Consider the following 22394-nt stretch of genomic DNA (forward strand, 5'->3'; position numbering starts at 1 on the left):
GTCTGTACGTACCAACACGCCGAGGGCGGACCTCTCTTCCCGGCTTGCGCCGGAAAGAGCTGAGATCCGCCCTCGGGAAGTTACGAACGCTTGATCAGCAGAAGCTGGATCAGGCGGCCGGAACGATGTTGACGACCTTGCGGCCACGGTGCGTGCCGAACTCGACGGCACCGGCCTGCAGCGCGAACAGCGTGTCGTCGCCACCGCGACCGACACCCGAACCCGGGTGGAAGTGGGTGCCGCGCTGGCGGACGAGGATCTCACCAGCGGAGACGACCTGACCGCCGAAGCGCTTCACGCCGAGCCGCTGGGCATTGGAGTCGCGCCCGTTCCGGGTGGACGATGCGCCCTTCTTGTGTGCCATGTCTCAGTCCCTCTTACTTCGCAGCCGCGGGGATACCGGTGACCTTGATCGCCGTGTACTGCTGGCGGTGACCCTGGCGACGGCGGTAGCCGGTCTTGTTCTTGTAGCGCAGGATGTCGATCTTGGCGCCCTTGTGGTGGTCCACGATCTCGGCCGTGACCTTGATGCCGGCCAGGACCCACGGGTCGCTGGTCACGGCGTCGCCGTCGACAACGAGCAGGGTCGAGAGCTCGACCGTGTCGCCAACCTTGGCAGTGGAAATCTTGTCAACCTCAACGATGTCGCCGACAGCAACCTTGTGCTGGCGGCCACCGCTGCGCACGATGGCGTACACGCGGATCTCTCTCTCACTCGGGGCGGATGCTCCTGAAGCCAGCCGCTCAGGAGGACTCCGTCTTCCGACGGGCCCACGCTGATCCGGAATGGACGAGCGGCCTCTCCCATGCCGACGCTTGCGCGTACGAAGCGGGAGGAAGGTGCTCAGGAGCGCGGCGCGCGCTGAACGCTAATCGTTCAAAACACGCCGACGGTCTAGGTTACGGGGCCGGTCCCAAGGGGTCAAACCGGCACCCGCACGGCCGTGGGCCCCGCCTCGCGGCGGGGCCCACGGTCATGCTGCTCTTCTTCGGACGCGTCGATCAGGCTTCGGTCGGAGCCGAGACGGAGGGCAGCGTCTGCTGCTCGGCCGCCGCGGTCTTCTTCGTCGCCCGCTTCGTCGCGGTCTTCTTGGTCGTGGCCGCCTTCTTGGCCACGGTCTTCTTGGCCGCCGTCGCCTTCTTGGCGGTGGTGGCCTTCTTCGCCGCGGTCGCCTTCTTGGCCGGAGCCTTCCGGGCGGCCTTCTTGGCCGGAGCGGCCTCCTCGGCCTCGGCCGGGGCCTGCGGCTCCGGCTCCGGCTCGCTCACCGGGGCCTCCACGACCACCACGGCGGCCTCCGCCGCGCCTGCCGGGGAACCGGCGGGCGCGGTGGCCTTACGGGTGGCACGGCGGCGCGGACGGGCCGGAGCGGCCTCCGCCACCGGGGCCTCCTCGGCCACGGCGACGACCGGCTCGGGCTCGGGCTCGGGCTCGGCGACGAGCGGCTCGGGCTCCGCCACGACGACCGGCTCCGGGGCCACCTCGGCCGCGGGGGCCGGGGCACCCGCCGGGGCGGTGGCCTTACGGGTCGCACGGCGACGGGTGCGGCCCTTGGGGGCCTCCTCGACGGGGGCGGCCTCCACCGTTTCCGCGGCCTCCGCGGCCTCCACGGCCTCGGCGGCCTCGGCGGCCGGCTCCAGGACCGTGTCGGCCGGCTCGGTGACCGGCTCGGCGACGACCTCGGCGACGGCCTCGGCCGCGGGGGCCGGTGCCTGCGCCGGAGCGGTCGCACCGCGCGGGGCGCCCGCCGGAGCGGTCGCCTTGCGGGTGGCACGGCGACGGTTGCGGCGGCCGCTCAGGCCCGCCGCGGCCTCCGCCTCGGCGGGGCTGCTGTACAGCTCCTCGTCCGCGACGAACTCGGGCTCGGGCAGCGCCTGCGGCGCGGCGGCCTCGGCGGCCACCTCGGCCTCGGACTCGAACTCCACCTCGACCGTCTCGACCTCGTGGTCGTGCTGGTCGAACTCCGCCTTGCCACCGCGGCGCTTGGAACGCTTGCCGTTGCCGCCGCCGCCGATCGCGGTCGGCTGCTCCATGTGCACGATGACACCGCGGCCGTTGCAGTGGACGCAGGTCTCGGAGAAGGACTCCAGCAGACCCTGGCCCACCCGCTTGCGGGTCATCTGGACCAGGCCCAGCGAGGTGACCTCGGCCACCTGGTGCTTGGTCCGGTCACGGCCCAGGCACTCCAGCATGCGCCGCAGGACCAGGTCGCGGTTGGACTCCAGGACCATGTCGATGAAGTCGATGACGACGATGCCGCCCAGGTCGCGCAGCCGCAGCTGGCGCACGATCTCCTCGGCCGCCTCCAGGTTGTTCCTGGTGACGGTCTCTTCGAGGTTGCCGCCCTGACCGGTGAACTTGCCGGTGTTGACGTCGATGACGATCATCGCTTCGGTCTTGTCGATCACGAGCGAGCCGCCCGAGGGCAGCCACACCTTGCGGTCGAGCGCCTTGGCGAGCTGCTCGTCGATCCGGTACGTCGCGAAGACGTCGACCTCGGAGGTCCAGCGGGACAGCCGGTCGGTCAGGTCCGGGGCCACGTGGTTCACGTAGCCGTGGATGGTCTCCCAGGCGCCGTCACCGCTGACGATGACCTTCGAGAAGTCCTCGTTGAAGATGTCGCGCACGACACGGACGGTCATGTCCGGCTCGCCGTACAGCAGGCTCGGCGAAGAGGTCGAGATCTGCTTCGACTTCTTCTGGATGTCCTCCCACTGGGCCTGCAGACGCTCGACGTCGCGGCGCAGCTCGTCCTCGCTCGCACCCTCGGCGGCGGTGCGCACGATGACGCCCGCGTCCTCGGGGACGATCTTCTTGAGGATGGTCTTCAGACGCGCGCGCTCGGTGTCGGGCAGCTTGCGGCTGATGCCGGTCATCGAGCCCTCGGGCACGTAGACCAGGTAGCGGCCGGGCAGCGAGACCTGGCTGGTCAGGCGGGCGCCCTTGTGGCCGATCGGGTCCTTGGTGACCTGCACCAGGACCGACTGGCCGGACTTGAGGGCGGACTCGATGCGGCGCGGCCCGTTGGCCATGCCGAGCGCCTCGAAGTTGACCTCACCGGCGTACAGGACCGCGTTGCGGCCCTTGCCGATGTCGATGAAGGCGGCCTCCATGGACGGCAGCACGTTCTGGACCTTGCCCAGGTAGACGTTGCCGACGTACGAGGTGGCCTCTTCCTTGTTGACGTAGTGCTCGACGAGCACGTTGTCCTCGAGGACGCCGATCTGGGTGCGCTCGCCGGACTGGCGGACGACCATGACTCGCTCGACGGCCTCACGGCGGGCCAGGAACTCGGCCTCGGTGATGATCGGGACGCGGCGGCGGCCCTGCTCGCGGCCCTCGCGGCGGCGCTGCTTCTTCGCCTCCAGGCGGGTCGAGCCCTTGATGGACTGGACCTCGTCTGTGCCCGAACCGGGTTCGGCCTTCTCGCGGGCCGGGCGCGGCTCGCGGACCTTGACGACGGTGCGTACGCCGTCCTCCTCGCCCGCCTCGGCGGCCTCGGCAGCGGTTTCGCCACTGCGGCGACGGCGACGGCGGCGACGGCGGCTGGAGCTGGAGCCGAGGGCCTCGTCGGCCTCGTCGAACTCGGCGGCCTCTTCTTCGCCCTCGGCCTCCTGCTCGGCGGCCTCGGCCTCTTCCTCGGCCTCTTCCTCGGCGGCCTCGTCGAGGTCGGCGGACTCGCCACGACGGCGACGACGGCCACCGCGACGGCGACGGCGCGAGGGACGCTCGCCCGACTCGTCGCCCTCCTCGAACTCGGCGGACTCCTCTTCGAGCTCAGCCTCGGGCTCCTCCTCGGCGAGTACCTCGGGGAGGGAGACCGGCGCGGACTCGGCGACCGGGGCGGCCTCGGCGGCGCCGCGCCCACGACGACGGCGGCGGCCGGCGGGCTGCGGGGCGGAGGTCTGGACGACCTCGGCCGCGGCCTCCGTCTCCTCCTCCTCGATCTCTTCGGCCGGGGCGGCGGCGCGGGCGGCCGCGGCGGCCATGGCCGCGGTCTCGGGCGTCTGGAACATCGGCTCGGCGAAGACCGGGGCCTGGAAGACGGCCACGGCGGGGCGCGCGGCACGGCGGGCACGGGCCGGGGCCGCGGGCTGGGCGCTCTCGGCGGGCTGGGCGGCGGGCTGCGCGGGGGCGGCCGGAGCGGTGGAACGGGTGGCGCGGCGGCGGCCGCCGCGCTTCGGGGAGTCCAGGGCGTCGGCCACGGTGAAGGCGCGGGCGGCGGCCTTGGGGGCCTCCTCGGCCACGGCGGGAGCCTCGTCCTCGACGGGGGCGGTGGCGGCCGGGGCGGCGACGGCGCGGGTGGCGCGGCGGCGGGCACGCGGAGCCGGAGCGGCCGGAGCCTCCTCGGCCTCCTCGACCACGGCGGCCGGGGCCTCCGCGACCGGAGCCGGGGCGGCTTCGACGACCGGAGCCGGGGCGGCCTCGGCGGCCGGGGCGGCGACGGCGCGGGTCGCACGGCGGCGGGCACGCGGAGCCGGAGCGGCCGGAGCCTCCTCGACCTCCTCGGCCACGGGCTCGGCCGGGGCGGCCACGGCCTCGGGCGCGGCGACGGCGCGGGTCGCACGGCGGCGGGCACGCGGGGCGGGAGCGGCCGGAGCCTCCTCCTCGGCCACGGGCGCGGCCTCGGCGACCGGAGCCTCGGGGGCTGCGACGGCGCGGGTGGCACGGCGGCGGGCACGCGGAGCGGGAGCGGCGGGCTCCTCGGCGACGGCGGCGGGGGTCTCCACGACCGGGGCGGCCGGGGCGGCGGCCTCGGCGACAGCCTCGGCGGCAGCGGTCTCGGGGGCGGCCACGGCGCGGGTCGCGCGGCGGCGGGTACGGGCGGGGGCGGCGGCCGGAGCGGCCTCCTCCACGGGGGCGGCCGGGGCGGCCTCCGTCACCGGGGTCGCCTCTGCGGCGGCGGCGCCGGGCGGCCCGGCGGGCCGGGAGGCGGCGCGGCGGCGCCTGCGCGGAGGCAGGTTGTCGCTCGGGCTGCCGTTGTCGGCGTTACCGGCGGTGGTGGTGTCGTTTTCGTTGTTGAGCATTGCGGGCGGTTCTCCCGTCACGCTCCCGGGCGCCGCGGCTGACTTCCGGTCCGGCACGGCTCCGCGTAATGAGCGCGGAACCGGCCTCCGGGGCGCGTTCGCCACACGGGAGCTCAGTTCATGGCCGCCGGTTCCGTACGTGTTGTCCGTACGGCCTGGCGGAAGTCTTCAGGTCAGTGCGCGGCCCGACCCAGGTGGCTCCCGAGTGCCAGGGCTGCGCGACGACGACGTTCCTTACGCGGCGGGACCTTCCGGCGCCTTCGCGTCGGCGGCTACGGCGGCCGTGGGTGGAGCGGCCGTATCAGCCTCGCGGTCGGGCGCGAGCGGGTCGGTCACCGTGCCGGACTCCTCGTCGAAGAGCCCCTGCGCCAGCCTGGTCACCGCTGAGGGGACCGGCGGCGCCAGGTCGGCCACAGCTCGGAGACCGGACAGGACGTCGTCGGGTCGCACGGCAGGTGTCAGATGCCGAACAACCAGCCGCAGTATCGCACAGGCATTGTCCAGGGGCCTATCAGCCTGGGCGGGAAGGGCCTCCAGAGTGACGACGGCGCCGCGCGTGTCGAAGGTCCGCATTCCGTTCTTGGTGCGGCGCTGCACCTCCACGGTCTCGGCGGCGAGGAAGGCCGCCACGGCCCGCTCGGCCTCGGCGGGCTCCACGCCGTCCAGGCGCAGCTCCCACACGGAGGCGGTGAGCCGGTCCGCGAGGCCCGAGGTGCGGGCCTCCACGGCGTCGATGATGTCGAGCCCGGCCGGCATCGACTCGTCGAGCAGCTCGCGGAGCTTCTCGGGGTCGCGGGGCGCGGCGAGGGCGATCTCCAGGTATTCGGCCTCGCTGCCGGTCCCGGTCGGGGCGGCGTTCGCGTACGAGACGCGGGGGTGCGGGGTGAAGCCGGCCGAGTACGCCATCGGCACCTCGGCCCGGCGCAGGGCCCGCTCGAAGGCGCGCTGGAAATCGCGGTGGCTGGTGAACCGGAGGCGGCCGCGCTTGGTGTAGCGCAGTCGGATGCGCTGCACCACCGGTGCGGGAGGCGGGCCTTCGGGCTGTCGCTTGCCCAGTGGTTCTTCTCCTTGTGCGGGGCTCCGCGGCTCGCGCGTCGCCCTGAGCGTCTGTGGGACCTGCCGGCCACGCCCTGCCTCCGGCTCACCCCTGCCGTTCGTGCAGGGAGATCTCGGGAGCGGGCGTGTTGCCTGCGGCTGTCGTACTACCCAGAGTACGCGCCCGTGACCTCGCCGGTTCCCGGGGCGGAGGACCGAAGAGCGCCTGCCGTACGGAGGCCCGCGCCTCCCGCACCGCGAGCCGCGAGCTGCGCCACACCTCTCGGACGAGGTGTCCGGCGGGAGTGAGCACCTGGCGGCGGACCCAGGCGGCGGGCCGGGCGACCAGGCCTCGCCACAGCCACAGGAGTCCGCGGCCGACGGCCCGGCTGACGCGGCCGGCGAGGTGCCAGACGGCGGCGGCGAAGTGTCCGAGGGGTGTGAGCACGTACCGGTACAGGCCCCGTGCGGCCCAGGCGACGCCCTGCCCGAGCGGGGTCAGGACGAAGCGGTACGTCCCGGCCGCGACCGGGACGACGGCGTACCGCCACAGGGCGACCCACGGCCAGACGAACAGGGCCTTCGCCAGCCAGCCCAGCGCGGCCCCGGTGCCGCGGGCCAGCCGGGCCAGGCCGTGGCCGGCCGGGACCAGGACGTACCGGTACAGCCCCTGGGCCAGCCAGGCGATGCCCCGGGCCGACGGCAGCAGCAGGTACCGGTACACGGCGGTGAGCGTCCAGACGACCGCGCCGCCGGCCGGCCGCAGCAGGTACCGGTACAGCGCGGCGGCTCCCGGGACGACCGCGTACCGCCACAGCGCCACCCAAGGCCACACGAACAGGGCCTTCGCCAGCCATCCGACCGCCTGCCCCAGGGGGACGAGGACCCAGCGCCACAGGGCGGCGCCCGCGGGCGCGAGGACGTGATCCCACAGCGCGGCCCACGGCCAGTAGAAGACGGCGAGGGCCAGCCACTTCAGGACCGTTCCCGTCCAGCGGGCCAGCCAGGCCAGTCCGCGCCCGAGCGGCGTCAGGACGTACCGGTCGAGCCGGGTGAACAGCCAGGCCACCGCGTCGCCGGCCGGGCGCAGGGCGTGGCGGTGCACGCCGCGCGCCACCAGGACCAGCAGGTCCCAGGCCATCCGCAGCGGGAGCACGATCACCACGGCCAGGATCCGCACCGGGATCCGGACGAGCGCGAAGACGCAGCCCTCGCCGCCGGGTTCCGGCTCGTGCCGGCCGTGTTTCTCCAGGTCCATACCTACGACGACGCAGCACGGGCCCGAGCCGTTGCACGTGAGATGCCCCCCACCGTTCCCGGTGAGGGGCATCTCGCGGGCTGCGTCAGCCCGAGGTCACTTCACGACCGACAGCGGCAGCAGCTTCTTGCCGGTCGGGCCGATCTGAATGTCCAAGTCGAGCTGCGGACAGACACCGCAGTCGAAGCACGGGGTCCAGCGGCAGTCGTCGACCTCGGTCTCGTCGAGGGCGTCCTGCCAGTCCTCCCAGAGCCAATCCTTGTCGAGACCGGAGTCCAGGTGGTCCCAGGGCAGGACCTCCTCGTACGTGCGCTCACGGGTCGTGTACCAGGCCACGTCCACGCCGTACGCGGGCAGCGTCTTCTCCGCCGCTTCCATCCAGCGGTCGTAGGAGAAGTGCTCGCGCCAGCCGTCGAAGCGGCCGCCGGACTCGTACACGGCGCGGATGACGTCGCCGATGCGGCGGTCACCGCGCGAGAGCAGGCCCTCGACGATGCCCGGCTTGCCGTCGTGGTAGCGGAAGCCGATGGAGCGGCCGTACTTCTTGTCGCCGCGGATCTTGTCGCGGAGCTTGCCCAGGCGGGCGTCCGTCTCCTCGGCCGACAGCTGCGGCGCCCACTGGAACGGGGTGTGCGGCTTCGGCACGAAACCGCCGATGGACACCGTGCACCGGATGTCGTTCTGGCCGGAGACCTCGCGCCCCTTGGCGATGACGTTGACCGCCATGTCGCCGATCTGGAGCACGTCCTCGTCGGTCTCGGTCGGCAGGCCGCACATGAAGTACAGCTTCACCTGGCGCCAGCCGTTGCCGTACGCCGTGGAGACGGTCCGGATCAGGTCCTCTTCCGAGACCATCTTGTTGATGACCTTGCGCATGCGCTCGGAGCCGCCCTCGGGGGCGAAGGTCAGCCCGGAGCGGCGGCCGTTGCGGGTCAGCTCGTTGGCCAGGTCCACGTTGAACGCGTCCACACGGGTCGACGGCAGGGACAGGCCCACCTTGTCGTCCGTGTAGCGGTCCGCGAGGCCCTTGGCGATGTCCGCGATCTCGGTGTGGTCCGCGGAGGACAGCGACAGGAGGCCGACCTCCTCGAAGCCCGTGGCCTTCAGCCCGCGCTCCACCATCTCGCCGATGCCGGTGATGCTTCGCTCCCGCACGGGGCGCGTGATCATGCCGGCCTGGCAGAAACGGCAGCCTCGGGTGCAGCCCCGGAAGATCTCCACAGACATCCGCTCGTGGACGGTCTCGGCGAGCGGGACCAGCGGCTGCTTGGGGTAGGGCCACTCGTCGAGGTCCATGACGGTGTGCTTGGACACGCGCCACGGCACGCCGGAGCGGTTGGGCACCACACGGCCGATGCGGCCGTCCGGCAGGTACTCGACGTCGTAGAAACCGGGGACGTAGACGTTGCCGGTCTTGGCGAGACGGAGGAGGACCTCCTCGCGCCCGCCCGGCCGGCCCTCCGCCTTCCACGTGCGGATGATCTCGGTCATGTCGAGGACGGCCTGCTCGCCGTCGCCGATGACCGCGCAGTCGATGAACTCCGCGATCGGCTCGGGGTTGAAGGCCGCGTGGCCGCCCGCGAGGACGATCGGGTGGTCGACCGTGCGGTTCCTGGCCTCGAGCGGGATGCCCGCGAGGTCGAGCGCCGTGAGCATGTTCGTGTAGCCCAGCTCCGTGGAGAAGGACAGGCCGAACACGTCGAAGGCGGAGACCGGGCGGTGGCTGTCCACGGTGAACTGCGGCACGTTGTGCTCGCGCATCAGTTCTTCGAGGTCGGGCCACACGCTGTAGGTGCGCTCGGCGAGCACGCCCTCGCGCTCGTTGAGCACCTCGTAGAGGATCATGACGCCCTGGTTGGGCAGCCCGACTTCGTACGCGTCCGGGTACATCAGCGCCCAGCGGACGTCGCAGCTCTCCCACGGCTTCACCGTGGAGTTGAGCTCACCACCGACGTACTGGATGGGCTTCTGCACGTGCGGAAGCAGGGCCTCAAGCTGAGGGAAGACCGACTCGGTCATCACGCGACTTTCGTGAAGCGGGCAAGGGGGCAGCTCTCAAGCGTACCCCCAGGCTCAGGCGCCTCCACCCACATGATCATCCCAGTGCGGCCCTCAGCCCATGTCCGGAGGCCTTCGCCCAGATGTCCGGAAGCTCCTGTTCGCGCCGTGCGGCCAGGGCCTCCTCGTGGGCATAGAGCACGCCCCAGGTGAAGGCGGACTCCCCCGCGCCCGCCGCCTGGACGGCGAGGCCGTGCAGGGCGTCGCGGGCGACCACGCTGTCCTGGTGGTCACCGAGCAGGGTCTGGACCGACTTCATCGCCTTGGCCAGGCGTTTCGCCGGTTTGCCGAGCGCGGGCGTGGCCGCCTCCGCCGCGTACCGGGCGCGCTTGGCGGCCTTGCGGGCCTCGTGCAGGGCCAGGTCGCGCTCGTGGCCCTCGGCGAGGGCGAGCGCCGTGTCGACCCGGCCGGCGAGGCGCTCGAAGTCGCGCAGCACGGCCTTCGGCAGGACGCGCTCCGCCCGGCCGCGGGCGGCCTTGCGCAGCGGGGGCGCGTCCAGCAGGACGTCGAGGGAGTCCAGCAGGGCGAGGTAGCGCGCGCTGTCGAGCGCGGCCAGGGCCCGGCGGCGGGATCCGGAGCGGCGGGTGGCGTTCCACGTCCGCAGCCGGCCGCGGACCGGGCCGAGCAGCAGGGTGCGCGGCAGTTCGTCGAGGCGGGCCTGGATCCGCTCCAGCAGGACCTCCTGGTCGCGGTCGACGCCGAGTTCGGCGGCGAGCCAGCGCAGTTCCTCGCCGATCGGGTCGGTGACGGTCCGGTCCAGCACCTTGCGGTACGTCTTGAAGGCGCTGCGCAGGCGGCGGGAGGCGACCCGCATCTGGTGGACGGAGTCCGGCAGGCCCCGCCGCACCGCCGGGTCCTGGGCGATCAGGGCGTCGAGCTGTTCGCGCAGGTACGCCAGGACGTACGCGCCCGCCGTACCGTCGGAGCCCCCGCCCCCGGGCCGGGCCGGGGGCGCCGTGCCGGTCTCGGCCAGCGCCCGGGCGAGCTTCGAGGGGGCGGCGGAGACCTTCAGCCCGGCCTTGCGGAACGTCTTCTCGACCGCGTCGAGCAGCCCGGGGTCGACCCCGTCGGCGAGCTCCACCTCGACCTCGGTCCAGTCGGCGGTGGCCTCGCCCCGCTCGGCCCGTACCGTGTCGGTGCTCAGTTCCGCGAGCACGGCTCCGTCGGCGTCCAGGAGATGGCTGACCCGGCGCGAGGAGAGGAGCCTGACCTGCGGCTCCAGCGCGGCGCCGCGTACCCGGGAGCGGAGCAGGGCGGCCAGCGGGCGCGGGACGGTGTCGTCGCCGAGCGGGGCCCCGATCTCGTCGCGCACTCCCGGGGAGACGGGCAGTTTGAGGTGCCAGCCGGCGTCGGCCCCGCCCGTTCTGCGCCGCAGGGTGAGACCGTCGGCCGCGAGCCGCTGGTCGGGGGTGTCGTAGTAGACGGCGTCGAGGTCGACGGTGCCCTGGTCGGAGACGGCCGCGATCGCGGCCGTGCCCGTCAGGTCCGGCACCCCGTGCCGGGCCGACTTCGACTGAGTGAACTCGAATTTCCGCTCGATCTCGCGTTTCGTGTCCGCCATAGACCGAACTTAGTCCTGAACGGATCACGGCGGCAGGGTGAACGGAGCATCAGGCCGACAATGGTCGCTGCACCTTGATCGACTGCAGTAGTCCGACCGCGATCCACACCGCGAACATCGATGACCCGCCGTACGACACGAACGGCAGCGGAAGGCCGGCCACCGGCATGATCCCGAGGTTCATCCCGATGTTCTCGAAGGACTGGAAGGCGAACCACGCGATGATCCCGGCGCACACGATCGTCCCGTAGAGCTCGGTGGTCTCCCGCGCGATCATGCAGGCCCGCCACAGGATGATGCCGAGCAGCAGCAGGATCAGTCCGGCCCCGACGAAGCCGAGCTCCTCGCCCGCCACGGTGAAGACGAAGTCCGTCTGCTGCTCCGGCACGAACTGGCCGGTGGTCTGTGAGCCCTTGAAGAGGCCGGAGCCGGTCAGGCCGCCGGAGCCGATCGCGATGCGCGCCTGGTTGGTGTTGTAGCCGACGCCCGCGGGGTCGAGCTCGGGGTTGGCGAAGGCCGCGAAGCGGTTGATCTGGTACTCGTCCAGGACGCCGAGCTGCCATATCAGGACGGCCCCGCCCACGCCCGAGCCGATCAGGCCCAGCACCCAGCGGTTGGAGGCGCCCGAGCCCAGCAGCACGCCGAGCACGATGACGACCATGACCATGACGGACCCGAGGTCGGGCATCAGCATGACGATGCCCATCGGGGCGGCGGCCAGGCAGAGCGCCTTGACGACCGTGCGGTGGTCCGGGTGGGTGAGGTCGCCCGCGTCCACCCTGGTGGCCAGCAGGATCGCCATGACCAGGATGATCGTGATCTTCACGAACTCGGAGGGCTGGAGGGAGAATCCGCCGCCGATCACGATCCACGCGTGGGCGCCGTTGATGGTGGCGCCGAGCGGGGTGAGCACGGCGAGGATGAGCACGAGCGAGAGCCCGTAGAGGACCGGCACCGCTCCGCGCAGGGTGCGGTGGCCGAGCCAGACGGTGCCGATCATCAGCACCAGGCCGATGCCGGTGTTCAGGGCGTGCCGGGCCAGGAAGTAGTACGGGTCGCCCTGGTTCAGCTGGGTCCTGTTACGGGTCGCCGACCACACCAGCAGGGAGCCGATGAAGGACAGGGCGAGCGCGGAGAGGAGTATCGGCCAGTCGAGCCGGCGCACCACCGAGTCGCGGGCGGTGAGTTTGGCCATCGCCCCGCGCTCGGGCGCGTACCGGGAGACGGAGAACTTGTTGGCGGTCTGCATGTCGGTTTCGGTCCTCAGTCCTGCCGCGCGGAGGGCGGCCCGGCGAGCACGGGCGGCGCCGGCTCCTCCGGGGACGGCGGCACGTACGGCCTGATCTCGGGGGAGTCGATGGAGCCGTCGGGGCGGATCTTGGGCAGTTTGGCCTCGGGCTGGAGCAGCAGGGCCTTCTTCAGGTCCTGCTTGCCCTCCATGTCGAGGCCGTAGATGGCGTTGTAGAGGGCGCGGACCGCCGGGCCGCAGGCCCCGGAGCCGGTGCCGCCCTGGGAGATCGTCATGACGATCGCGAAGTCGTCGGTGTACGTCGCAAGCCACGACGTGGTCTGCTTGCCGTACACCTGGGCGGTGCCGGTCTTGGCCCGCATCGGGATCTTGTCGAGCGGCCAGCCCCCGAACCGCCAAGCGGCGGTGCCGCCGGGCTCGACGACCATCCGCAGGCCCCTGTCGAGGTTGCCGATGGTCTCGGCGTCGACCGGCAGCCTGCCGTGGGGCTTGGGCTTGATCATATCGATGCGCTTGCCGTCGGGGCTGATCACGGCCTTGCCGACCGTGGGGTCGTAGAGGGTGCCGCCGTTGCTGATGGCGGAGTAGGCGGTGGCCATCTGGATGGGGGTGACGAGGACGTCGCCCTGGCCGATGGCGAAGTTGATGCTGTCGAACGCCTTCAGCTGGTTGCCTTCGAGGCAGCTCTCGTAGGCGATCTGCTCGACGTAGGTGCCGCCCTTCTTGCCCTGCTTGCACCAGGCGTCCTTGTTGGCCGCCCAGAAGTTCTTCTTCCAGCGGCGGTCGGGGATGCGGCCGGTCACCTCGTTCGGCAGGTCGATCCCGGTCTCGGAGCCGAGTCCGAATTCACGGGCGGTCCGGTAGAACCAGTCGTGGGCGTCCTTCTTGGGCGAGAGGCCGCCGTCGCGCTGCCACTCCTTGTGCCCGAGGGCGTAGAAGACGGTGTTGCAGGAGAACTTGAGGGCCTCGGCGAGGGTGATGGGGCCGTGCCCCTTGGACTCGAAGTTCGCGAAGCTCCGGCCGCCCATGTTGTAGGACGCGCTGCAGTTGTACTTGTCGTCGAAGGCGTAGCCGGCCCGGACGGCCGCGCTCGCCGAGACCACCTTGAAGATGGAGCCCGCGGGGGCCTGGCCCTGGATGGCCCGGTTGAGCAGCGGGTAGTTGGAGTTCTTGCTGGTGAGGTTGGCGTAGTCCTTGCCGGAGATGCCGCCGACCCAGGCGTTGGGGTCGTAGTCGGGCTGGGAGGCCATCGCGACGACGCGGCCGGTCTTGGTCTCCATGACGACGACGGCGCCCGAGTCGGCCTCGTACTTGCGGCCGGTGATGTTGTCGGTCTCCTGACGGACGGTCTTCATCGCCTGCTGGAGCTCGTACTCGGCGACGGACTGGACCCGTGCGTCGATGCTGGTGATGAGGGTGGATCCGGGCACGCCCGGGTCGGCCTCGGTCTGGTGCATGACCCGGCCGAGGTTGTCGACCTCGTACGAGGTGACGGCCGCCTTGCCGCGCAACTGCTTGTCATAGGTGCGTTCGATTCCGGAGCGGCCGACCTGGTCGGAGCGCAGATGCGGAGAGTCCGTGTCCTTGGCCTTCTGGATCTCCTCGTCGGTGACCGGCGAGAGGTAGCCGAGCACCTGTGAGGTACGGGCCCCGGCGGGTGCCGGGTAGCGGCGGACGGCGGTGGGCTCCGCGGTGATGCCGGGGAATTCCTCGGGGCGTTCGCGCAGCTGCAGCGCCTGCTGCGTCGTGGCTTCGAGGGTGATGGGAATCGGCTGGTACGGGGAGCCGTTCCAGCAGGGCTTCGGGGTCTGGGAGTCGCAGAGCCGGACCTTTTCCATGACCTCCTTGGCGGTCATGTCCAGGACGTCGGCGAGGCGCGTCATGACGCCCTTGCCCCGGTCCTTCATCTTCATCAGCGCCGTGCGGCTGGCGGAGACGACCAGGCGGGTCTCGTTGTCGGCGAGCGGCACGCCCCGGGCATCGAGGACCGACCCGCGCACAGCGGGCCGGACGACCCGCTGGACGTGGTTGCTCTTCGCCTCGTGGTAGTACTCCTCGCCGTTGCGGATCTGGAGGTACCAGAGGCGCCCGCCGAGGGTGACCAGCATCGAGAGGACGAGTACCTGGATGATGACGAGCCGGATCTGCACCCGGGAGGTGCGGCCGGTCTCCGGAACGTTGGTCACGCCTGCTCCTCCCTCACAGCTTCTTGATGCTCTTCACACCCTTGAACGGCTTGACGCCCTTTATGCGGACGGCCTTGTTGGCCCGGGACCGGGCGGTCTTCAGACGCAGGCCTCCGCGCTGGCTGCCGATGCGCAGGCCGGTACCGCCGGCCAGCCAGCCGGAGGAGACGTCGGCGGCCTTGCCGGCGGGGCCGCCGCCGGCCTCGACGGCCATCGGGTCGTTCTCGGCACGCCGGGCCAGCGCCATGATGAACGGCACGGTGAACGGCGCGAGCAGCAGGTCGTAGAGGGTGGCGGTGAACAGCAGCCCGGTCAGGCCCACGTGGCGGGCGGCCGTGTCGCCGACGAGCGCGCCCACGCTCGCGTAGAGCAGGGTGGAGCCGATCGCGGCGGCGACGACGGTGAGCATCGGGCCCCAGGCGGAACGGAACCGCCCGTTGTCGGGGCGGACCAGGCCGGCCACGTAGCCGATGACGCACAGGACGAGTGCGTACCGTCCGGCGGCGTGGTCGGCGGGCGGTGCCAGGTCGGCGAGGAGGCCGGCGGAGAAGCCGATGAGGGCGCCGCTGACGTGCCCGTACACGAGCGCGAGGGCGACGACGGTGAGCAGCACCAGGTCGGGCACGGCGCCGGGCAGTTGGAGCCGGCCGAGGACGGTGACCTGGATGACGAGCGCGACCACGACGAGGGTGGCCGAGAGCAGGATCCGGTTGAAGCGCATGGTCGGTCTGCTCCTAGTCGTCGGCCGGCTTGCCGGGCACACTGGCGGACCCCGAGGGCGTGACCGTGACGGTGACCGTGGGGGTGGGCTTGGGGGCCTCGGGCTTGGGCGGCAGGACGGCGTCGCGCGGGTCCTCGCGCGGCGGCATCACGACGACGCCGACGATGTCCAGGCGCGAGAAGCCGACGAACGGGCGTACCCAGACCGTGCGGGTCAGGTCGCCGCGCGAGGGATCGACCTTGACGACCTCGCCGATCGGCACGCCGGGCACGAAGGGCTTGTTGCCGCGCGAGCCGAAGGTGACCAGGCGGTCCCCGGGGCTGACCTTGGCCTTGCCGTTGAGCATCTGGACGGACAGCGCGCGGTCGCCCTGGCCGGTGGCGAAGCCGAGTTCGCCGGTCTTCTCCAGGCGGGTCCCGACGGTGAAGTCCGGGTCGTTGGCGAGGACGACGGTGGCGGTGTCCGGGCCGACGGTGCTGACCCGGCCGACGAGTCCGTCGCCGTTCAGGACGGTCATGTCGCGCTCGATGCCGTCCTTGCTGCCGGCGTCGATGGTGACGGTCCAGGAGAAGCCCTGGGCCGCTCCTATGGCGATGACCTCGGCGCCCTTGATGCCGTATTGTCCGGCGCCGGCCCGCTTGAGCATCTCGTCGAGCTCGTGGATGCGGCTGCGGGTCTGGTCGTCGCTGCCCAGTTTGGCCTTCAGGGCCGCGTTCTGCTGCTCCAGCACGGCGATGCGGTTGTGGCGCTCGCCGGAGTCCCGTACCGCCCCTATGGCGTTGGCGACCGGGTCGACGGCGGTCGCCACGCCCTTCTCGACCGGGCCGAAGACCGCTGCCGCGGCCTGTCGGGCACCGTCGACCGGAGACTCCTCGCCTGCCCTGATGTCCACCGTGATCAATGCGAACGCGATGGCGATCAGAAGCACCAGGAGCAGCCGGCTTTCTCGTGTGTCCCTCACGTGCGGCGGCCGTGCCTTCCTCGTCGGAATGTTGTTTTGCCTGTATATCAACGATCCGCCGCACGGGCTCGGTAGCACCCGTACGGCGGATCCTTGTGTGTTCCGCATGGTCCCTCCGGCTCGGAGGGGTGTGTGTCAGCGACGGGGCTGGGCGTCCAGGACCTGCTGCAGTGCCTCGAACTCCTCGACGCACTTGCCCGATCCGAGGGCGACGGAGTCGAGCGGGTCCTCGGCGATGTGGATGGGCATGCCCGTCTCACGGCGCAGCCGCTCGTCGAGGCCGCGCAGCAGGGCGCCGCCGCCGGTCAGGACGATGCCGCGGTCCATGATGTCGCCGGAGAGTTCCGGCGGGCACTTGTCGAGGGTGGTCTTGACGGCGTCGACGATGGCGTTGACGGGCTCCTCGATCGCCTTGCGGACCTCGGCGGCCGAGATGACGACCGTCTTGGGCAGGCCGGAGACCAGGTCTCGGCCGCGGATCTCGGTGTGCTCGTCCTTGTCGAGGTCGTACGCCGACCCGATGGTGATCTTGATCTGCTCGGCGGTGCGCTCGCCGAGGAGGAGCGAGTACTCCTTCTTGATGTGCTGGATGATCGCGTTGTCCAGCTCGTCACCGGCAACCCGGATGGACTGTGCCGTGACGATTCCGCCGAGGGAGATGACGGCGACCTCGGTGGTGCCGCCGCCGATGTCCACGACCATGTTTCCGGTGGCCTCGTGGACGGGCAGGCCCGAGCCGATGGCGGCGGCCATGGGCTCTTCGATGATGTGCACCTGACGGGCGCCGGCCTGCGTGGACGCCTCGATCACGGCGCGGCGCTCGACTCCGGTGATGCCGGAGGGAACGCAGACCACGACACGCGGACGGGCCAGGTAGCGGCGCTTGTGGATCTTGAGGATGAAGTACCGGAGCATACGCTCGGTGATCTCGAAGTCGGCGATGACGCCGTCCTTGAGGGGCCGTACGGCGACGATGTTGCCGGGCGTGCGCCCGATCATCTTCTTCGCCTCGGAGCCGACCGCCAGAATGCCACCGGTGTTCGTGTTGATGGCGACCACGGACGGCTCGTTCAGGACGATCCCCCGGCCCCTCACGTACACCAGCGTGTTGGCGGTCCCGAGGTCGATCGCCATGTCACGGCCGATGAACGACATGTTGTTCCCCTTGTTCCCCATGAGGAGCGTCTGGCCTTCCAGTTGATAGCGGCTGCTGTCAGGTCGGCGAGGTGGGTGTGTGGGTGGAGGCCCCATCGTAGTGCCGGGAGTACGGACACCGCGCGACGGGACTCCGGCAATCCCGCCGGAATGGATACCCGCCCCCTCAGTGGTGACGACGTGTACTGCCCAGGCGTTCCCGGTATCGGCCGGAAATACCGCAGGGCGACCGAAATTACTTCGGTCGCCCCAGGTCATGAGCGCTATTCGGCTGATGTCGCGTCAGGAAGTGTGATCGCGGAGTTATCGAAGCGCGGGGTCAGAGCGCCGGGAAGAACAGCTTCAGCTCGCGCTCGGCGGACTCCTCGGAGTCCGAGGCGTGGATCAGGTTCTCCCGGACGATGGTGCCGAAGTCCCCCCGGATGGAGCCGGGCGCCGCGGCGATCGGGTCGGTCGGGCCCGCCAGCTGGCGGACGCCCTCGATCGCGCGTTCCCCTTCGACGACCAGGGCGACGATCGGGCCGCTGGCCATGAAGCCCATGAGGGGCTCGTAGAACGGCTTGCCCTTGTGCTCGCCGTAGTGCGCCTCCAGGGTCTCCTGGTCCAGCGTGCGCAGCTCCAGCGCGGGGATGGTCCAGCCGGCCTTCCGCTCGATACGGCCGATGATCTCGCCGACCAGACCGCGACGGACGGCGTCGGGCTTCAGCAGGACGAGGGTGCGCTGGGTCATGTTGCGGCTCCTTGCGGCATACGGGTGCGGTAGGACGAATCTACAGGGCCATCAAGGTGACCCGTCACGCAGCGTCAGGCGCCCCGGGGGCCGCCGCGGCCTCCTGGGTGGCCGCCCAGCGGGCCTTGACCGCGTCGATCTTTCGGCCGTAGTGCACCGAGCACCACCACAGGGCGGCGAAGACCGCACCGAGGAAGAACATCGTCGGGACGACGAACCCGCTCGCGATCAGGCCGATCTGCAGGGCCCAGCCCAGCTGTACCGCCCCGGGACGCGAGAGCATCCCGCACAGCAGCACCGACAGCAGCATGCTGACCCCGCACACCGTCCAGACCGCCGCCTGGGTCAGGTCCGGGTCCTTCATGGCCACCAGGCCCGCGAAGCCGATCACGAAGAACTCGCCGATCAGCGTGCTCGCACACAGCGTGCGCATCCTCAGCCCCTCTTCAGCAGCAGGCGGGCCTCGCCCACCGTGATCACGGAACCGGTCACCAGGACCCCGGCCCCTCCGTACTCGGCCTCTTCCTCCGCCAGGGTGATCGCCGCCTCCAGGGCGTCGTCCAGCCGCGGCTCGACCTGCACCCGGTCCACGCCGAAGACCTCGACCGCGACGGCCGCAAGCTCGTCGGCGCCCATCGAGCGGTGACTGGAGTTCTCCGTCACCACCACCTCGGCGAAGATCGGCTCGAAGGCCTCCAGCACCCCCCGGACGTCCTTGCCCTCGCTCGCGGCCACGACGCCGATCAGCCGGCTGAAGCCGAACGACTCGGTGACCGCCGCCGCGGTGACCGCCGCGCCCGCCGGGTTGTGCGCCGCGTCCAGGACCACCGTCGGGCTGCGCCGTACGACCTCCATGCGGCCCGGCGAGGTCACCGAGGCGAAGGCCTTCCGTACGGTGTCCGGGTCCAGCACGCGTGCGTGCTCCTGGCCGATCCCGAAGAAGGCCTCGACCGCCGCCAGCGCCACCGCCGCGTTGTGCGCCATGTACGCGCCGTACAGCGGCAGGAAGATGCCGTCGTACTCGCCGCCCACACCGCGCAACGTCAGCTGCTGCCCGCCGACCGCGACCTCGCGCGAGACCACGCCGAACTCCATGCCCTCGCGGGCCACGGTCGCGTCGACCTCGACGGCCTTCTTCAGCAGCGCCTGCGCCGCGTCCACCGGCTGCTGCGCCAGGATCACGGTGGCGCCCTGCTTGATGACGCCGCCCTTCTCCAGGGCGATCTCGCCGGGCGTGGAGCCGAGCCGGTCGGTGTGGTCCAGGCTGATCGGGGTGATCACGGCGACCGAGGCGTCGATGACGTTGGTCGCGTCCCAGGTGCCGCCCATGCCGACCTCGATCACGGCCGCGTCGACGGGAGCGTCCGCGAAGGCCGCGTACGCCATCCCGGTGAGCACCTCGAAGAACGACAGCCGGTACTCCTGCGCGGCGTCGACCATCTCCACGTACGGCTTGACGTCCTGGTACGTCTCGATGAACCGCTCGGCGGTGATCGGCGCCCCGTCGAGGCTGATCCGCTCGGTGACCGACTGCACGTGCGGGCTGGTGTAGCGGCCGGTGCGCAGCTCGAAGGCGTTCAGCAGGGCCTCGATCATGCGGGCCGTGCTGGTCTTGCCGTTCGTGCCGGTGACGTGGATGGAGGGGTACGCGTGCTGCGGCTCTCCCAGGACGTCCATCAGCGCGGCGATCCGCGACACGGACGGCTCCAGCTTGGTCTCGCCCCAGCGGGTGGCGAGCTCCTGCTCCACCTCCTGCAGCGCCTTGGCGACCTCCGGGTCGGCGGGCAGGGCGGGCACCGGGTCACCCTGGGGCGGTCCGGCCTGGGCGCGCAGGGTGCGGCTGCCGGCCTCGATCACCGCCAGGTCGGGGTCGCGGTCGGACTCCTCCGCGATGATCTGGTCGAATTCGTCGGATCCATCGAAGGGGCTGTTGTGACTCTCGGGGCTCTCGGGCTGCTGCTCACTCACGGAACCCAGTCTACGGACGAGGACCCGCGGGACTTTCGGCCCGGGCATTCCGGGACGTTCGGCGGGCGGGGCGACGAGATCGTTATGCAAGCCTTGCGGGCAGGAGATTGGGGAACAAATGCCGCAGGCCAGCACCAACAAGACAGCTTCCAGCCGCGACATAGGGATGGACCTGGGCACCGCCAACACCCTCGTCTACGCACGGGGCCACGGAATCGTCCTCAATGAGCCGTCCGTGGTCGCCGTGAAAGGCGGGCACGACCACCGCGCTGGCCGTCGGGACGGAGGCCAAGGAGACCATCGGCCGCACCCCCGGGTCCATCACCGCGATCCGCCCCCTCAAGGACGGCGTGATCTGCGACTACGAGGCCGCCGAGGAGATGATCCGGCACTTCGTGCGCAAGGCCGTCCCCGGTCGGCGCCCCCGCACCCGGATGGTGGTCTGCGTACCGTCCGGCGTCACCCCGGTCGAGCGGCGGGCCATCGTCCACGCCTCCACCCGCGCCGGGGCGAAGACCGTTCACCTGATCGAGGAGCCGATGGCCGCGGCCATCGGCGCCGGGCTGCCGGTGGCGGAAGCCCGCGGCTCGATGGTCGTGGACATCGGCGGCGGCACCTCCGAGGTCGCCGTCATCTCGCTGGGAGGCATCGTCACGTCCCGGTCGCTGCGCGTCGGCGGGGACCGGCTCGACGCGGCGATCATGGACTACGTCCGCAAGGAGCACTCCCTGCTCATCGGCGAGCGCACCGCCGAGGACGTCAAGGTGGGCATCGGATCCGCCCGGCCGGTGCCGGACCGGCCGGAGCTGGAGACGCTCGCCTTCACCGTGCGCGGCCGCGAAAAGGTCGGCGGCATGCCGAAGACGCTCTCCTTGGCCGCGACGGAGGTACGGGCCGCGCTCGACGAGCCCGTCGAGGCGATCATCGCCGCCGTGCGCACCACGCTGGAGGAATGCCCGCCGGAACTGTCCGGCGACGTGATGGAGCACGGCATCGTCCTGACCGGCGGCGGCGCGCTGCTGCCCGGCCTCGACCTGCGGATGACCTCGGCGACCGGCATCCCGGTCTTCGTGGCCGACAGCCCGCTGGACTGCGTGGCCCTGGGCTCGGGCCGCTGCGTCGAGGACCTGGACACGCCGGGCGCCCTGCCGGCCCCGGCGAAGGCCTAGGCGACGCTTAGCCGCAATGCCGTTGACATTGATCTGGATCGGTGAGACGACGTCATCGGGGGTGGTGGCATGGCGTCGTCTCTGCCGGATCTGGCCGGGGTGGGTGTGCTGACCCGGATGTATCCGCCGTGGCTGGTGGACGAGGTCGTGGCCCAGTGCGACCGGACGGAGAAGCGTCGGCGGCTGTTGCCGGCCCGGCTGGTGGTGTACTTCCTGCTGGCGATGGCATTGCTCTCGCCCGCGCCGTATCTGGAGGTCATGCGGCACCTTGCTGAGGGCCTGCGGTGGGCGGGGCTGTGGGGGTCGTGGCATCCACCGAGCAAGGCTGCCATCTTCCGGGCGCGTGGACGGCTCGGGGTCGAACCGATGGCCGCGCTGTTCGACAGATGCGCCCGACCGCTGGGCACGCCCGCGATGCCCGGGGTGTTCTGGAGGGGCTGGCGGCTGATGGCCATCGACGGCACCCGTTTCGATGTCGCCGACAGTGCGGCGAACGCCGCTGAGTTCGGCCGCCCTGGGACCGGCCGCGGGGAAGGCACCGGCGGATATCCGCAGGTCCAGGTCGTCGCTCTGGTCGAATGCGGCACCCACGCCGTCGTCGATGCGGTGCTCGGCGGCTGGCATGACGGCGAGGTCCGCCTCGCCGAGGACCTGGAACGCTCACTGACCGAGGACATGCTCGTCCTGGGCGACCGCAACCTGCCCTCGACCCGGTTATGGCGAGCCCTGACCAGCAGCGGCGCCGACCTGTGCTTCCGCGCCAAGACCAACCGCCGCCTGCCCGTCCTGCAAACACTGCCCGACGGGTCCTGGCTCACCGTGATCCAGGCCGGAGACGACAAGAAGGCCGGCCGCGAGCCGATGGCGGTCCGCGTGATCCGCTACCGCCTGGACGACCCGGGACGACCCGGCGAGGACCAGTACGTGCTGCTGACCTCGGTCCTGGACCCGGTCCGGGCCCCGGCCGCCGACCTGGCCGCGCTCTACCCGCAACGCTGGGAGTGCGAGAGCGTCCTGGACGAGATCAAGACCCATCAGCGCGGCGCCAAGACCGTTGTCCTGGCCAGCAAGACCCCCACCGGCGTCCGCCAGGAGATCTATGCCCACCTGCTGGTGCACCACGCCCTGCGCGCGCTGATGGCCGAAGCGGCGGCCGGTGGTCCCGAGCCGGTCGACTGCGACCGGCTCTCCTTCACCACCGCCCTGCGGGCGGCCCGCCGCACCGTGACCATCCTGCCCGGCTCTTTTTCCCCCTGACCACCTGCACAGGGCCTGGCGGCATTTCCGCGCCGAGGTCACCGAGCGGCTCCTGCCCCCG

At 71.5% G+C, this 22394-nt stretch carries 16 protein-coding genes and 1 pseudogene; 2 read left to right on the top strand and 15 right to left on the bottom strand.

Translation table 11 applies throughout. The features are described from left to right. Window positions 1-109: 109 nt before the first annotated feature. The 15 genes from rpmA to folC all read right to left on the bottom strand — a co-directional run bounded on the left by rpmA (window position 110) and on the right by folC (window position 19907). On the bottom strand, window positions 110-364 hold the full coding sequence (gene rpmA, locus OG429_RS14275) for a 50S ribosomal protein L27 (protein WP_048480572.1): 255 nt from the start codon (window positions 362-364) through the stop codon (window positions 110-112). Window positions 365-377: 13 nt separating this feature from the next. Beyond that, window positions 378-698, bottom strand: coding sequence for a 50S ribosomal protein L21 (rplU, locus tag OG429_RS14280; protein WP_030715748.1), 321 nt, complete (start codon window positions 696-698; stop codon window positions 378-380). Window positions 699-1002: 304 nt separating this feature from the next. Beyond that, entirely contained in the window at window positions 1003-5025 is a 4023-nt protein-coding gene (locus OG429_RS14285; RefSeq protein WP_328925704.1) for an Rne/Rng family ribonuclease, read from the bottom strand. Between the two features lie 234 nt (window positions 5026-5259). Then, a complete protein-coding gene (locus OG429_RS14290) occupies window positions 5260-6039 on the bottom strand; it encodes a TIGR03936 family radical SAM-associated protein (RefSeq protein ID WP_328925705.1) in 780 nt (259 codons plus the stop codon). Window positions 6040-6166: 127 nt separating this feature from the next. Further along, entirely contained in the window at window positions 6167-7318 is a 1152-nt protein-coding gene (locus tag OG429_RS14295) for a hypothetical protein (RefSeq protein WP_328925706.1), read from the bottom strand. 96 nt (window positions 7319-7414) lie between these two features. Then, complete coding sequence (locus OG429_RS14300; protein WP_328925707.1) at window positions 7415-9340, bottom strand: TIGR03960 family B12-binding radical SAM protein; 1926 nt, start codon at window positions 9338-9340, stop codon at window positions 7415-7417. Between the two features lie 73 nt (window positions 9341-9413). After that, window positions 9414-10937 (bottom strand): CYTH and CHAD domain-containing protein, encoded by a 1524-nt coding sequence (locus OG429_RS14305; RefSeq protein ID WP_328925708.1) that lies wholly within the window; start codon window positions 10935-10937, stop codon window positions 9414-9416. A gap of 49 nt (window positions 10938-10986) precedes the next feature. After that, a complete protein-coding gene (rodA, locus tag OG429_RS14310) occupies window positions 10987-12186 on the bottom strand; it encodes a rod shape-determining protein RodA (protein ID WP_328925709.1) in 1200 nt (399 codons plus the stop codon). 14 nt (window positions 12187-12200) lie between these two features. Continuing rightward, window positions 12201-14372, bottom strand: a complete 2172-nt coding sequence (gene mrdA / locus OG429_RS14315; protein WP_328925710.1) for a penicillin-binding protein 2 — start codon at window positions 14370-14372, stop codon at window positions 12201-12203. A gap of 13 nt (window positions 14373-14385) precedes the next feature. Beyond that, window positions 14386-15093 (bottom strand): rod shape-determining protein MreD, encoded by a 708-nt coding sequence (mreD, locus tag OG429_RS14320; protein WP_328925711.1) that lies wholly within the window; start codon window positions 15091-15093, stop codon window positions 14386-14388. A gap of 13 nt (window positions 15094-15106) precedes the next feature. After that, window positions 15107-16054, bottom strand: a complete 948-nt coding sequence (mreC, locus tag OG429_RS14325) for a rod shape-determining protein MreC (protein WP_328925712.1) — start codon at window positions 16052-16054, stop codon at window positions 15107-15109. Window positions 16055-16189: 135 nt separating this feature from the next. Continuing rightward, entirely contained in the window at window positions 16190-17209 is a 1020-nt protein-coding gene (locus tag OG429_RS14330) for a rod shape-determining protein (protein ID WP_008738981.1), read from the bottom strand. Window positions 17210-17528: 319 nt separating this feature from the next. Further along, complete coding sequence (gene ndk / locus OG429_RS14335) at window positions 17529-17939, bottom strand: nucleoside-diphosphate kinase (RefSeq protein WP_215140040.1); 411 nt, start codon at window positions 17937-17939, stop codon at window positions 17529-17531. Between the two features lie 64 nt (window positions 17940-18003). Then, entirely contained in the window at window positions 18004-18372 is a 369-nt protein-coding gene (locus tag OG429_RS14340; RefSeq protein ID WP_328925713.1) for a DUF4233 domain-containing protein, read from the bottom strand. 2 nt (window positions 18373-18374) lie between these two features. Further along, window positions 18375-19907 (bottom strand): bifunctional tetrahydrofolate synthase/dihydrofolate synthase, encoded by a 1533-nt coding sequence (gene folC, locus OG429_RS14345; RefSeq protein WP_328925714.1) that lies wholly within the window; start codon window positions 19905-19907, stop codon window positions 18375-18377. A gap of 118 nt (window positions 19908-20025) precedes the next feature. Between folC and OG429_RS14350 the strand changes: the two are divergent. Then, window positions 20026-21076: pseudogene (locus OG429_RS14350) on the top strand (rod shape-determining protein). 69 nt (window positions 21077-21145) lie between these two features. Further along, complete coding sequence (locus OG429_RS14355) at window positions 21146-22333, top strand: IS4 family transposase (RefSeq protein ID WP_328925715.1); 1188 nt, start codon at window positions 21146-21148, stop codon at window positions 22331-22333. Window positions 22334-22394 lie beyond the last annotated feature (61 nt).

Source organism: Streptomyces sp. NBC_00190, assembly GCF_036203305.1.
Classification (GTDB): Bacteria; Actinomycetota; Actinomycetes; order Streptomycetales; family Streptomycetaceae; genus Streptomyces.

Coding starts and splice junctions, on each gene's coding strand:
- rodA (WP_328925709.1), bottom strand. CDS start 12,186: ATGCAGACCGCCAACAAGTTCTCCGTCTCCCGGTACGCGCCCGAGCGC.
- ndk (WP_215140040.1), bottom strand. CDS start 17,939: ATGACCCAGCGCACCCTCGTCCTGCTGAAGCCCGACGCCGTCCGTCGC.
- mreD (WP_328925711.1), bottom strand. CDS start 15,093: ATGCGCTTCAACCGGATCCTGCTCTCGGCCACCCTCGTCGTGGTCGCG.
- OG429_RS14305 (WP_328925708.1), bottom strand. CDS start 10,937: ATGGCGGACACGAAACGCGAGATCGAGCGGAAATTCGAGTTCACTCAG.
- rpmA (WP_048480572.1), bottom strand. CDS start 364: ATGGCACACAAGAAGGGCGCATCGTCCACCCGGAACGGGCGCGACTCC.
- OG429_RS14340 (WP_328925713.1), bottom strand. CDS start 18,372: ATGCGCACGCTGTGTGCGAGCACGCTGATCGGCGAGTTCTTCGTGATC.
- OG429_RS14330 (WP_008738981.1), bottom strand. CDS start 17,209: ATGTCGTTCATCGGCCGTGACATGGCGATCGACCTCGGGACCGCCAAC.
- OG429_RS14285 (WP_328925704.1), bottom strand. CDS start 5,025: ATGCTCAACAACGAAAACGACACCACCACCGCCGGTAACGCCGACAAC.
- OG429_RS14295 (WP_328925706.1), bottom strand. CDS start 7,318: ATGGACCTGGAGAAACACGGCCGGCACGAGCCGGAACCCGGCGGCGAG.
- OG429_RS14355 (WP_328925715.1), top strand. CDS start 21,146: ATGGCGTCGTCTCTGCCGGATCTGGCCGGGGTGGGTGTGCTGACCCGG.